Here is a 12,241-nt window from a genome sequence, read left to right on the forward strand (position 1 = left end):
CGCAGTCCCCGCACGGCTGAGCTACCGGGCGGCGACCGTCCAGTAGCTGGCCGCCAGCAACAGGACGACGACGGCGGCCGCCGCCCAGCGGTAGGTCACTTTCACCGGTGTGGTGGCGGCATCGCCGGCGGCCAGTTCACCGCTTTCCACCAGCTCATGCCAGCGCTCCCGCACCAGCCGGGCTGCCTGGCCGGAATCCGTGGACTTCAGGTCCCCGGGGCGCACGGACTGGCCTGGACCGTAGGTTGTTGCCGGCAGGCCCCGGAGGTCCTCCGGGCGGGCATTGCGCCCGCCCCAGAGGCCTGGCGCCGGTGCGGCCCAGGCCACGTAGCTCCTGCGGGCCGTGACCAGGGTGAGGGCGAAGCGGGTGTCGACATGCACCAGGGCCTCCCAGGGCACCAGGATCGACCGGAACGGGTTCTCCAGGGTGACCCCGCCGTCGTGAACCACAACGGCGGGCATCCAGAACAGTTGCCAGCCCAGGAATGCGACCAGCAGCAGCGGTGCCGTTCCGGCCAGCGCCGCCGGGCCGGCGGTGACCGCCGTGACGGCGATGCCGAGAGCGGCGACCGTCCAGCTCAGCCAGGCGAACCAGGCGTTCGTTCGGGCCTTGAAGATTTCAACGGTACCGGCATGCGGCGCAGAGCTCATGCCCCCAATAATTCAGTATTCCGAGCCGCAGCACTAATCCCCGGTGGACCGGCGGCCCGGGTGGAAGGAAAGCCCCATCATGACTGACTTCATCACCCTCGATCCGGCCGTCACTCCGGCTCCCGGCAAGAGCGAACCCGTGCTGGAGGTCCGCGGCCTCAGCGTCGACTTCGGCGTGGACAAAAAGTGGGTGCCTGCCGCCATCGGCCTGAACTATGAGGTGCGCGCCGGTGAGGTGCTCGCGATCGTGGGGGAGTCCGGCTCGGGCAAGAGCGCCAGCTCGATGGCCCTGCTGGGGCTGCTGCCGAGCAACAGCCGGGTGACCGGGAGTGTCAAGCTTGCCGGAAAGGAGCTGCTGGGTGCGGACGAAGCGAACATCCGCGCCGTCCGCGGCAAGGAAGTGGCCGTGATTTTCCAGGAGCCCATGACCGCACTGAACCCGGTGTACACCGTGGGCGCCCAGATCGTGGAGACCGTCCGGCTGCACGGCGAGGTCTCTCCCGACGAGGCCCGGCTGCGCGCCCTGCGCATGCTCGAGCTTGTGGAACTGCCGGACCCGGAGAAGGCCTTCCGGTCCTACCCCCACCAGCTTTCCGGCGGACAGCGCCAGCGTGCCATGATCGCCCAGTCGCTGTCCTGCGACCCCAAGCTCCTGATTGCCGATGAGCCCACAACGGCCCTCGACGTGACAGTCCAGGCCGAAATCCTGGACCTCATGCGCCACCTGCGGAACAAGCTGGACAGCGCGATTGTCCTGATCACCCACGACATGGGCGTCGTTGCCGACCTGGCGGACCGGATCGCCGTGATGCGCCGTGGCGTGATCGTGGAAACGGGGACCGCCGCCGAGATTTTCCACAACCCCCAGCACGAATACACCAAAGCCCTGCTGGCCGCTGTTCCGCACCTCGGCCAGGGCGGTTCGGATGCCGCCGAGGAGGTGGACGTCACCGCAGCCCTCGCCGCCGCCACCAACGCCGAACTGAGGTCCGTCCCGGAAGAGCAGCTGCTCCGGCGCGAGCGTGAAAACGCCGCGGCCCTGGCAGCCGCGGCGGCCGCCAAGCCGCTGGGAGAGCCGGTGCTGGAGCTGACGGACGTGGCGATCGAGTACCCCAAGCAGGGCCGCGTGCCTGCGTTCCGCGCCGTGGAGGGCGCCAACCTGGTGATCTATCCGGGGCAGGTTGTCGGGCTGGTGGGGGAGTCCGGTTCCGGCAAGACAACCGTCGGCCGCGCCGCCGTCGGGCTGCTGCCGGTTGCGGCCGGCACCATGAAGGTTGTCGGCCAGGACATTTCCGCCGCCAAGAGGAACGGCCGGCAGCTTCACGAGATGCGCCGCCACGTTGGCATGGTGTTCCAGGACCCGTCATCGTCGCTGAACCCGAGGCTTCCGATCGGCGAGAGCATCGGTGAGCCGATGTTCCTGGCCGGGGTGGCGAAAGGCGCGGAGCTGCAGCAACTCATCGAGGCGCTGCTGGACCAGGTGGAGCTCCCACGCAACTACCGCAACCGCTACCCGCACGAGCTTTCCGGCGGGCAGAAGCAACGCGTCGGCATCGCCCGGGCGCTCTCGCTCAAGCCGAAGCTGATGGTCGCCGATGAGCCCACCTCGGCGCTGGACGTGTCCGTGCAGGCCAAGGTGCTCGACCTGTTCCAGAACCTGCAGAAGGAACTCGGGTTTGCCTGCCTCTTCGTCACCCACGACCTCGCCGTCGTCGACGTGCTGGCGGACCGGATCTGCGTGATGCAGCGCGGCCGCATCGTCGAGCAGGGCACCCGGGACCAGATCCTGCGCAATCCGCAGGAGCCCTACACCCAGCGGCTCCTGGCAGCCGTGCCGCTGCCGGATCCGGAAAAACAGCGGGAGCGCCGCGAGTTGCGGGCCCAGTTGCTGGCCTCCGGACCGAGTTAGCCTTGCCGAGGACCGGCGTCTGCCGGTGCAGACCGGCTCCTGTCGCGGCGGAAGCGTGCGCTGCCCTCATCGGTTTGCCGCGGACTCCGCCGGTTCACTGGCCGGGGCCCGGAAGCCGAACCCGTCCAGCCGCCGGGCCAGGAGCACGCCAAGGGCGGCATGCCCCTCGGGACCCATATGCACGCTGTCGGACATCAGCGCCGTGAGGTGATGGCGCGTCAGCCAGTCACCCACACCCACGAAGGGAATCGACTGCCTGGCGGCGACCGTGCCCAGCAGCGCGTCCACCTCGGTGCGGCGCCCGCCGCCGTTGGCGGTACCGCGGGCGAGGGTCCCGACCATGGCCAGCCGGGCCTCGGGGTAGCGCTGCCGGACGCTGGCGATCAGCCGCTCGGCGTTGGCTGAGATCTGCTGGTCGGTGGCGCCGCGGGAGGCGTCGTTTCCGCCGCCTTCAATGACAACGAGGGGCGGCGAGCCGTAGGGGAGCAGCCAGTCGCCGCGCTGCAGGGCGTCGATGTAGTTGCCGGTCGTGCCGTTGGATGTGACAAATCCGGTGCCGCCCCGGCCGCAGAAGTGGACGTTGTAGCCCAGTCGTGCCAGTGCCCTCCGAGGCCAGGAAGAACGGGGTTCCGACTGGGAATCGCCGATCAGCACGGCGGTCCGGGCGATGTCCTCCACGACCACCTCGTTGCGGCCATTGGCAGGATTCCGGTAAATACTGCCCGCCGGCATGCTGCCCGGCGCCGTCGCGCCGACGTCGGCGGTGCGGGTGGGGGTGTCTGAGCAATAATGGGGCATGGACGCCGGAATATCCAGTGATTTTACTCACACCCGTCGCGCCGATTTACCGTCCTGACTGCCCGGCCGGGCTGCCGGGAATGAAGGTTTTTAGGCCAATAAATGCCTTAGCGCTTAGAATGGATGAAGGTGCCCTGTGCCAAAGGGGCGCATCCATCGTGCGTTCCGGTTGGAAATGTCGCGATACAACAGCTGACTTCACCACTGAATCGAGCAATAACGCATGTCTGAAACCACCACCAACACCGCGGTAGCCACTGCATCGCGCAGTGACCTGCGCAACGTCGCGATCGTGGCCCACGTTGACCACGGCAAGACCACCCTGGTCGACGCCATGCTCAAGCAGACCAACTCCTTTGCCGCCCACAACCACCTCGAAGACCGGGTCATGGACTCCGGTGACCTTGAGCGTGAAAAGGGCATCACCATCCTGGCCAAGAACACCACGGTGGCCTACAACGGACCGTCCTCCAAGGGCGAGACCATCACCATCAACGTCATCGACACCCCCGGCCACGCCGACTTCGGTGGCGAGGTCGAGCGCGGCCTGTCCATGGTCGACGGCGTCGTCCTCCTCGTTGACGCCTCTGAGGGCCCGCTGCCCCAGACCCGCTTCGTCCTCCGCAAGGCCCTCGCCGCGCACCTGCCGGTGATCCTCCTGGTCAACAAGACCGACCGTCCTGACGCCCGGATCGAAGAAGTTGTGCACGAGTCCATGGACCTGCTCCTGGGCCTGGCCTCCGACCTCGCCGACGAAGTTCCGGACCTCGACCTGGACAAGATCCTCAACGTCCCGGTCGTCTACGCCGCCGCCAAGGTCGGCCGTGCGTCCCTCGAGCAGCCCGCCGACGGTTCCGCTCCCGAGAACGAGGACCTCGAGCCGCTGTTCCAGGCCATCATCGAGCACATCCCGGCGCCGACCTACAACCCGAACGGTGTCCTCCAGGCGCACGTCACCAACCTGGACGCCTCCCCGTTCCTCGGCCGCCTGGCGCTGCTGCGTATCTACAACGGCACCCTGCGTAAGGGCCAGACCGTTGCCTGGGCGCGCGCCAACGGCGAACTGAAGAACGTCAAGATCACCGAACTGCTGGCCACCAAGGCGCTGGACCGCGTCCCGACCGAGTCCGCCGGCCCCGGCGAGATCGTCGCCGTCGCCGGCATCGAGGAAATCACCATCGGTGAGACCCTGACCGATGTTGACAACCCGCAGCCGCTGCCGCTGATCACCGTTGACGATCCGGCCATCTCCATGACCATCGGTATCAACACCTCGCCGCTGGCCGGCCGGGTCAAGGGTGCCAAGGTCACGGCCCGCCAGGTCAAGGACCGCCTGGACAAGGAACTGATCGGTAACGTCTCCATCAAGGTGCTCCCGACCGAGCGCCCGGATGCCTGGGAAGTCCAGGGACGTGGCGAGCTCGCGCTGGCCATCCTGGTCGAGCAGATGCGCCGCGAAGGCTTCGAGCTGACCGTAGGCAAGCCGCAGGTTGTCACCAGGCTCGTCGACGGCAAGGTTCACGAGCCGATGGAGCACATGACCATCGACGTGCCGGAAGAGTACCTCGGCGCCGTCACGCAGCTCATGGCCGCCCGCAAGGGCCGCATGACCAACATGGCGAACCACGGCACCGGCTGGTGCCGCATGGAGTTCATCGTTCCGGCGCGTGGCCTGATCGGTTTCCGCACCAAGTTCCTCACGGACACCCGCGGCGCCGGCATCGCAGCCTCCATCTCCGAGGGCTACGAGCCCTGGGCCGGCCCGATCGAGTACCGCACCAACGGTTCGATGATCGCCGACCGCGCCGGTGTTGTGACGCCGTTCGCCATGATCAACCTGCAGGAACGCGGATCCTTCTTCGTCCGCCCCACCTCCGAGGTTTACGAGGGCCAGATCGTCGGCGAGAACTCCCGCGCCGACGACATGGACGTCAACATCACCAAGGAAAAGAAGCTCACCAACATGCGTGCCGCTTCCTCCGACACCTTCGAGAACCTGACGCCCCCGCGCGACTTGACCCTCGAAGAGTCGCTCGAATTCGCCCGCGAAGACGAGTGCGTTGAGGTCACCCCGGAATCCATCCGAATCCGGAAGCTCATCCTGGACGTCAACCAGCGCGCCAAGTCCAACCGGGCCCGCGCGAAGGTTTAGTTTCCGCGTTCTGCGCTGAAACAACGGATCGTTTGTGAATAAGAGAGCTGCCGGTACGGCAGGCGGTATTGCCGCCGCTGTGCCGGCAGCTCTTTTTGCTGCCCTCGCAGGCACGATGCTGCACCGGCAGGACATCCTCGTCGCAGGCGTTGAGGTGCCGTGGGGTGCCGCCGCCGCGCTGGTGCTGTTGGGCGCCGTCGAGCTGTGGCTCGGCGCCGCGTTCCTTTCCGCGCTCCCGACGGCGGTCTGCGGCGCGCTCTGCTATGCGCTGGCGGGCTGGTGGTCCACCCTGGCGAGCGGAAAGCGCCTGATCATCGGCGACCTGGCCGGTAACCTTTGGATCTACGGCATCGTGGTGGTCACCATAGGCATGCTGGCCTGGGGCGGGCGCTACCGGCCGGCCAGGGCGTAGGCACACAGCCTCCGCCCCCGCCCTCAGAGCCATCTCCCCGCCTCGAGGGACATGCCCATTTTTCGCCCTCCGCCCCGGGGGACATGCCCATTTTTCGCGGCCAGGGGTGGGCATAGCAGCACTATGTCCATCTGCTGCACGCGCCTCGGGACATGCCCCATCTTCGCTCCGCCCGCATGCGGGGACATGTCCATTCCCCGCATGCGGTCCGCGGACATGCCCACCGCTGACCAGGGACGTGCACCATCCCGGACGCGGAACATGTCCCCTCCCGGCCCGGTCCGCGAAGCATGCCCTTTTTGCACATAGCGGGACCCGGCCCTGTTCCGGCCCGGGGATTCCGCGCCACGCTGTCCGCATGGTCAATGTCACGGAAATACTCTCGAACTACGACGGCGTCGCCCGCGCCAAACACCTCGCTGCCGCGGGTGTCTCGGACTTCCAGCTCAAGGCTGCCCTGGCCCGAGGCGCCGTCTCCCGGGTGGCCCGCGGCGTGTACGCTGTCCGCGGCGCCGACGCCCAGCTCATCGCCATCCGGTCTCTTCCGGCCGAGCCCGCCTGCGTCACAGCTGCGCAATTCCAGGGACTCTGGGTGCTCGAACCGCCCCGGCAACCTCATATAGCGATCGCCCACAGCCGCCCCTATCCGGGGTTCATTTGCCACCGTTCCGTCGCGCCGCCCACCCTGCTGGACACCGTTGTTCAAAGCCTGCGATGCCTGCCGGAACTCGACGGCCTTGTCATTGCCGAATCCGCCGTCGTCGTCAAAGGCTTAGGCCTCTCGGGGCTGCGGCAGCGGCTGGCCGGGCGCAACGACGCGAGGGAGCGCCGGCTGGTGGACAGGATCGTCCCGCAGTCGCAGTCCATCATGGAGTGCGTGGCCCGGTACTGGCTGCGGCGCGCCGGGTTCCATGTGGAGTCCCAGGTCAACATCCCTGGGATGGGCCACCTTGATCTCATGGTCGACGGCCGGCTCGGCGTTGAGACTGACGGGGCGGCCTTCCACATGGACCGGACAAGCTTCGAGGAGGACCGGCGCCGCTGGAACGTCACAACCCGGCTCGGCATCCCGACGCTTGTGGTCAGCTACCCCCTGCTCCTGAACCGGCCCGATGAGTTCATCGCGATGGTCCGCGAAGCGCTCAACAGCATCTCCGCTGCGGCCTAGCACTGGACATGTCCTCCGGGGCCGCGGTTCACGCTCTGCACCAGTCCAGCGTTCACCGCTGCGGCTGGACATGTCCTCCGTTCGCCGACCGGACAGCGGGGGCATGTCCAGCGGGTACGGCCGCGAATGGACATAGTGGCTATATGTCCATTGGCGGAGGCCAGGGGAGGGCATGTCCACCGGGAGGGGGAGGGGCGCGGCGGGGCGGCGGGGGCGGGACCTGCTTGGCGGCCACCACCAGCGGAAGCGGGATCACGACCTCGGAGCGCCGGGTGCGGATGGTGCAGCTCTCCCCGGTGCGAGCCACCAGCTCGCCCAGGGCGTCCGTCAGCCCGCCCTCAATCCGGTACCTGACCACCACCCGGGTGCCGGGATCGGCGGCGGCCAGGAACTCTTGGGGCGACGGCTTCGAGGAACTCACCCGTTCATCCTAGGTCCGTCATACCAGGTCGGTTGGATTCCTGCGTGCGGACCCGTGTGACGCCCCGCTAGGTTCGCGGGAACCGGCCGGGAGATAATAGGCTCAGAAGTCAGCAGTCCGGCGCTCAGGCCGGGGGCAGTTATCCGGCACTCGCCGGAACCAGAGTGGAGAGGCCAGGGACGTGACGTACGTAATCGCGCAGCCGTGTGTAGATGTCAAGGACAAGGCATGTATTGAAGAGTGCCCCGTCGATTGCATCTATGAGGGTGAGCGTTCCCTGTACATCCACCCCGACGAGTGCGTGGACTGCGGGGCCTGCGAGCCTGTCTGCCCCGTCGAGGCCATCTACTACGAGGATGACACCCCCGAGGAATGGGCCGATTACTACAAGGCCAACGTGGAGTTCTTCGATGACCTGGGGTCCCCGGGCGGGGCCGCGAAGGTCGGCAACACCCACACCGACCACCCGATGATTGCCGCCCTGCCCCCGCAGAACCAAGAGAACTAGGGCGGGGCACCGGTGACTTCTGCGCTGCGCAGCTTCGGCCTGAGCCTGCCCGACTACCCGTGGGAGGCCCTGGCGCCGTACATCGCCCGGGCTGGAAAACACCCCGGCGGAGTCGCGAACCTGTCCATCGGCACACCGGTGGACGCCACCCCCGCTGTGGTGCAGGAGGCCCTGCGCGCAGCGGCCAACGCCCCCGGCTACCCTACGGTCCACGGCACGGCCGGGCTCCGGGAAGCCATCGCGGCGTGGTTTGAGCGCCGCCGCGGTGTGCCCGGGCTGGATCCGCAGGACATCATGCCCACCGTGGGCTCCAAGGAACTCGTGGCCTGGCTCCCGTTCCTGCTCGGCCTCAAACCGGGCGACGTCGTCGTCCGCCCGACGGTCGCCTACCCCACCTACGACATCGGTGCCACGTTCGCCGGTGCCGGCCACGTCGCCGCGGACGACCTGGACGAGCTCGACGCCGGCACCCGCGCCCGGGTGCGCCTGGTCTGGGTCAACTCCCCGGCAAACCCCACCGGCAGCGTGCGCGACGCCGAATCCCTGCGCCGGATCGTCCGGCAGGCCCGCGAAATCGGCGCCGTCGTGGCCTCCGACGAGTGCTACGCCGAACTCGGCTGGGGCGAATGGGACGTCCAGCGCGGCGGCTCCCCGGTGCCCAGCATCCTGGACCCGCTGGTCGCGGAGGGCTCACATGAGGGCCTCCTGGCCGTGTACTCGCTCAGCAAACAGTCCAACCTGGCCGGTTACCGCGCCGCCTTCGTGGCCGGTGACCCCGCCATCATGGCGAACCTGGTCAACAGCCGCAAACACGCGGGCATGATCGTTCCGTACCCGGTCCAGGAAGCCATGCGGGTGGCCCTCGGCGATGACGCCCATGTCCAGGCGCAGAAGGACCTGTACCGCGGACGCCGGGAACGGATCATGCCGGCCCTGGAGCGCTTCGGACTGACCATCCACGAATCCCGGGCCGGACTCTACCTCTGGGCCACCGCGGGCGAGCCAACCTGGGACACGGTCGGCCGGCTGGCGGACCGCGGGATCGTCGTCGGCCCGGGCGTGTTCTACGGCGACGCGGGCAACGGATTTATCCGCGTCGCGCTCACGGCCAGCGATGAACGTATCGACGCAGCCGCCTCCCGACTGGCCTCAGGCGCGTAACAAAGCTGTGACACACGCCATAACAGGTGCGTTTGGGTAGTACCGGGCGGCCTTGGATTAGTGCCACTAGGAAACTGGCGGTAGTTTTTAACTGACTATCAATGGTGGCTTTCCACAAGAAGGCAGCGCAGCCGTTGGAATCCGTGGCTAAAACAGGTTCCGTGGGCAGCTTCACCAGAAGTTGGACCAGCTTTCTACAGAGGCCCCGATGCCTCAGAGGAGACTCCATGACTGAGACCACCAGCGCAACCCTGCGCCATGCCGGCGGGGAGCTCATACTCCCGCGCATCCAGGTTGTAGAAGGAAACGAAGGTTACGACGTTTCCAAGCTGCTGAACCAGACCGGTGCCGTTGCCTTTGACCCCGGCTTTATGAACACCGCAGCAACCACCTCCGCCATTACCTACATCGACGGCGACGCCGGGATCCTGCGCTACCGCGGCTACCCGATCGAGCAGCTCGCCCAGCACTCGAGCTTCCTGGAAGTCTCCTACCTGCTGATCTATGGCAACCTGCCGACCGCCACGGAGCTGGAAGCGTTCGACCAGCGGATCCGGCACCACACCCTGCTGCACGAAGAGCTCAAGGGCTTCTTCAGCGGCTTCCCGCGCGACGCCCACCCGATGCCGGTGCTGTCCTCGGCCGTATCCGCGCTGTCCACGTTCTACCAGGACTCGCTGGATCCGTTCAACGCCGAGCAGGTGGAAGTCTCCACCTACCGGCTGCTGGCCAAGATGCCGGTCATCGCCGCGTACGCCCTGAAGAAGAGCATCGGCCAGCCCATGCTCTACCCGGACAACTCCCACAACCTCGTGGAGAACTTCCTGCGCCTGAGCTTCGGGCTTCCGGCCGAGCAGTACGAGGTGGACCCGGTCGTCGCCAAGGCGCTGGACCTGCTCCTCATCCTGCACGCCGACCACGAGCAGAACTGCTCGACCTCCACGGTCCGGCTGGTTGGCTCCTCCAACGCGAACCTCTTCGCCTCCGTGTCCGCCGGCATCAACGCCCTCTTCGGCCCCGCCCACGGCGGCGCCAACGAGGCCGTGCTGAAGATGCTGCGCCAGATCCAGGCCGACGGCACCAAGCCCGAGGACTACATGGAGAAGGTCAAGAACAAGGAGGACGGCGTCCGGCTCATGGGCTTCGGACACCGTGTCTACAAGAATTACGACCCGCGCGCCAAGATCGTCAAGGCCACGGCCCACGAGATCCTCACGAAGCTCGGCGGCAACGACGAACTCCTGGAAATCGCTTTGCGCCTCGAAGAGAAGGCCCTGAATGATGACTACTTCATCCAGCGCAAGCTCTACCCGAACGTGGACTTCTACACCGGCCTGATCTACAAGGCCATGGGCTTCCCGGAGAAGATGTTCACCGTGCTCTTCGCGATCGGCCGCCTTCCGGGCTGGATCGCGCAGTGGCGCGAGATGATCAACGACCCCAACACCAAGATCGGGCGCCCGCGGCAGCTCTACATCGGCGAGCCGGAGCGCAACTACCCCTCCGTGTAGTCCCCGCAGCAAACAAAAGCAGCAATAAGAGTGCGACGCCGGCCGCTCACCCCACGGGGTGCGCGGCCGGCTTTGTTTGCACCTGGGGCCCGCTTCCGGACAGGCAGCCTGTCCATCCTGCGCGGCCGGGGACTGCCCGCCGGTGTGGCCCGGCGCCCTGCGGGCACATCCGTGCTAAAAAGACTCATGCCCAAATTTGTCGACGCCGCTGTGCGGCGCCAGGAAGTGGTCCAAGCGGTCTTCCGGATCATCGCAGCAGACGGACTCGAAAGGGCGTCGCTCCGCGAAGTCGCGGATGAGGCGGAACTGGCGGTCGGATCGGTCCGGCACTACTTCGCCAGCAGCGACGAGCTCCTGGCCCACTCCTTTGGGGTGGTCGTGGACCGGATCGTCCGCCGGCTGACGGCAGCCGATGAGCGCCTCGCGGAGGCGCAGCCCGGTACCCGGGAGCACCACGAGGGTGTGTTAACCGTGCTGGGTGAATTTCTTCCGCTGGATGAGGAGCGCGCCGTCGACGCCTGCGTCTGGATGGCGTTCAAGGCCGCGGCCAGGACCAAGCCGTTCCTCGCCCCGGAAGCAGACCGTAGCCACCGCGCCGTGGCCGCAATCGTCGGGCGGCTCGTGATGGAGCTGTCCTCCGCGGCCGGGCCCGACTCCGCAGGCACCGACGCGGCAGGCACCGACGCGGCAGGCACCGACGCGGCAGGGGAGCAGCAGCGTCTGGTCACCGAGGCGGAGCGGCTGCTGGCCACCCTGGATGGGCTTACCATGCACGCCCTGCTGCAACCCGAATGGATGACCGCGCAGATGTGCACCGACGTGTTGGAGTCCCACCTCAACGGACTGGGCAGCTATGCTGGCAGCCATTAACGTGCGTTAGCTTGAGGAATACACTTGAAACGTACGTCTTGCCAAGGAGGCAATGGGATGCACCATACAGGCGGGCCGGGCTGGCGGATCACCCTGGACACTTCGGGTCCTCTGCTCATTGCCCTGTACGTTCGCGACGCAGCCGGCCTGGACAGCGCGGGGCACCCGGCGCTCTGCCATGCGGAACCGAAGATCCGGCCCGCGGACCACACGCACCTCATGGCGGAGGTGGGCGGAATCAGTGCGCTCAAGACGGAGTGGGAAGCCTGGTGGGAGCAGCTCCTGAAGGCGCATCCCGAGATGTCGCCCGAACTGGGCCCGCCCGGCTTCCGGGCTTTCAGCAATTCCCCGGCCCTCCGGCGTGTCCTGCAGGCGCATTTCGGTGCGGCGCTGTCCTGGGGCCGGGAACGCCGCGCTGAGTACCTGGCCCTGGAGGCGGAGCGTGACGCCGCCGGCGGGGTGCAGCAGCTGCAGGACATGGTGGACGACCGGCTGCTGGAGGTGGGCCGCGCCGCCAATGATTTCAACCTGACCATCATCGAGTTGCCGCTGGCCGAGCCGCGGGCCTGGTACCTGGAGCCGGACAAGATCATCATGAGCTCGGATCTGCTGTCCCAGCCGGAACTGTTCCGCAGCTACGTGCAGCCGGTAGTGGACCTGCTGGTCTGAGTCCGCCCGGA

At 67.2% G+C, this 12,241-nt stretch carries 12 protein-coding genes; 9 read left to right on the forward strand and 3 right to left on the reverse strand.

Annotation, left to right across the window (positions count from 1 at the left end):
* Positions 1–21: 21 nt before the first annotated feature.
* The gene (locus tag ACZYX4_RS01490; RefSeq protein ID WP_463873143.1) at positions 22–651 is read right to left on the reverse strand and encodes a PH domain-containing protein; all 630 of its coding nucleotides are present in this window, start codon (positions 649–651) and stop codon (positions 22–24) included.
* Positions 652–730: 79 nt separating this feature from the next.
* On the opposite strand from ACZYX4_RS01490, the gene ACZYX4_RS01495 reads away from it, so the two are divergent.
* Positions 731–2,560 (forward strand): ABC transporter ATP-binding protein, encoded by a 1,830-nt coding sequence (locus ACZYX4_RS01495; RefSeq protein WP_463873144.1) that lies wholly within the window; start codon positions 731–733, stop codon positions 2,558–2,560.
* A gap of 66 nt (positions 2,561–2,626) precedes the next feature.
* Here ACZYX4_RS01495 and ACZYX4_RS01500 read toward each other — a convergent pair whose 3' ends face one another.
* Complete coding sequence (locus tag ACZYX4_RS01500) at positions 2,627–3,358, reverse strand: SGNH/GDSL hydrolase family protein (RefSeq protein ID WP_463873146.1); 732 nt, start codon at positions 3,356–3,358, stop codon at positions 2,627–2,629.
* Positions 3,359–3,581: 223 nt separating this feature from the next.
* Between ACZYX4_RS01500 and typA the strand changes: the two genes are divergently transcribed.
* The 3 genes from typA (at position 3,582) to ACZYX4_RS01515 (ending at position 7,090) form a co-directional block, all read left to right on the forward strand.
* Entirely contained in the window at positions 3,582–5,510 is a 1,929-nt protein-coding gene (gene typA / locus ACZYX4_RS01505; RefSeq protein ID WP_463873148.1) for a translational GTPase TypA, read from the forward strand.
* A gap of 34 nt (positions 5,511–5,544) precedes the next feature.
* Positions 5,545–5,922 carry a hypothetical protein gene (locus ACZYX4_RS01510; RefSeq protein WP_463873150.1) on the forward strand — a complete coding sequence of 126 codons (378 nt, stop codon included), beginning with the start codon at positions 5,545–5,547 and terminating at the stop codon, positions 5,920–5,922.
* Between the two features lie 358 nt (positions 5,923–6,280).
* Positions 6,281–7,090 (forward strand): type IV toxin-antitoxin system AbiEi family antitoxin domain-containing protein, encoded by an 810-nt coding sequence (locus ACZYX4_RS01515; protein ID WP_463873152.1) that lies wholly within the window; start codon positions 6,281–6,283, stop codon positions 7,088–7,090.
* Between the two features lie 139 nt (positions 7,091–7,229).
* Here ACZYX4_RS01515 and ACZYX4_RS01520 read toward each other — a convergent pair whose 3' ends face one another.
* On the reverse strand, positions 7,230–7,511 hold the full coding sequence (locus ACZYX4_RS01520; RefSeq protein WP_463873153.1) for a putative acetyltransferase: 282 nt from the start codon (positions 7,509–7,511) through the stop codon (positions 7,230–7,232).
* Positions 7,512–7,692: 181 nt separating this feature from the next.
* Between ACZYX4_RS01520 and fdxA the strand changes: the two genes are divergently transcribed.
* From fdxA to ACZYX4_RS01545, 5 genes are all read left to right on the forward strand, one after another.
* Complete coding sequence (gene fdxA / locus ACZYX4_RS01525; RefSeq protein WP_282384023.1) at positions 7,693–8,019, forward strand: ferredoxin; 327 nt, start codon at positions 7,693–7,695, stop codon at positions 8,017–8,019.
* A gap of 12 nt (positions 8,020–8,031) precedes the next feature.
* Positions 8,032–9,180, forward strand: coding sequence for a succinyldiaminopimelate transaminase (gene dapC, locus ACZYX4_RS01530; protein ID WP_463873154.1), 1,149 nt, complete (start codon positions 8,032–8,034; stop codon positions 9,178–9,180).
* A gap of 227 nt (positions 9,181–9,407) precedes the next feature.
* Entirely contained in the window at positions 9,408–10,691 is a 1,284-nt protein-coding gene (locus ACZYX4_RS01535) for a citrate synthase (RefSeq protein WP_463873156.1), read from the forward strand.
* A 186-nt stretch (positions 10,692–10,877) separates the two neighbouring features.
* On the forward strand, positions 10,878–11,561 hold the full coding sequence (locus ACZYX4_RS01540) for a TetR/AcrR family transcriptional regulator (RefSeq protein ID WP_463873157.1): 684 nt from the start codon (positions 10,878–10,880) through the stop codon (positions 11,559–11,561).
* 57 nt (positions 11,562–11,618) lie between these two features.
* Positions 11,619–12,230, forward strand: a complete 612-nt coding sequence (locus ACZYX4_RS01545; protein ID WP_463873158.1) for a hypothetical protein — start codon at positions 11,619–11,621, stop codon at positions 12,228–12,230.
* Positions 12,231–12,241 lie beyond the last annotated feature (11 nt).

The sequence above is a fragment of the Pseudarthrobacter leeuwenhoeki genome (assembly GCF_055412885.1).

Excerpts from the sequence above, each read along its gene's own strand:
- ACZYX4_RS01490 (WP_463873143.1), bottom strand. The coding sequence starts at position 651 with ATGAGCTCTGCGCCGCATGCCGGTACCGTTGAAATCTTCAAGGCCCGA.
- ACZYX4_RS01495 (WP_463873144.1), top strand. The coding sequence starts at position 731 with ATGACTGACTTCATCACCCTCGATCCGGCCGTCACTCCGGCTCCCGGC.
- ACZYX4_RS01500 (WP_463873146.1), bottom strand. The coding sequence starts at position 3,358 with ATGCCCCATTATTGCTCAGACACCCCCACCCGCACCGCCGACGTCGGC.
- typA (WP_463873148.1), top strand. The coding sequence starts at position 3,582 with ATGTCTGAAACCACCACCAACACCGCGGTAGCCACTGCATCGCGCAGT.
- ACZYX4_RS01515 (WP_463873152.1), top strand. The coding sequence starts at position 6,281 with ATGGTCAATGTCACGGAAATACTCTCGAACTACGACGGCGTCGCCCGC.
- ACZYX4_RS01535 (WP_463873156.1), top strand. The coding sequence starts at position 9,408 with ATGACTGAGACCACCAGCGCAACCCTGCGCCATGCCGGCGGGGAGCTC.
- ACZYX4_RS01540 (WP_463873157.1), top strand. The coding sequence starts at position 10,878 with ATGCCCAAATTTGTCGACGCCGCTGTGCGGCGCCAGGAAGTGGTCCAA.
- ACZYX4_RS01545 (WP_463873158.1), top strand. The coding sequence starts at position 11,619 with ATGCACCATACAGGCGGGCCGGGCTGGCGGATCACCCTGGACACTTCG.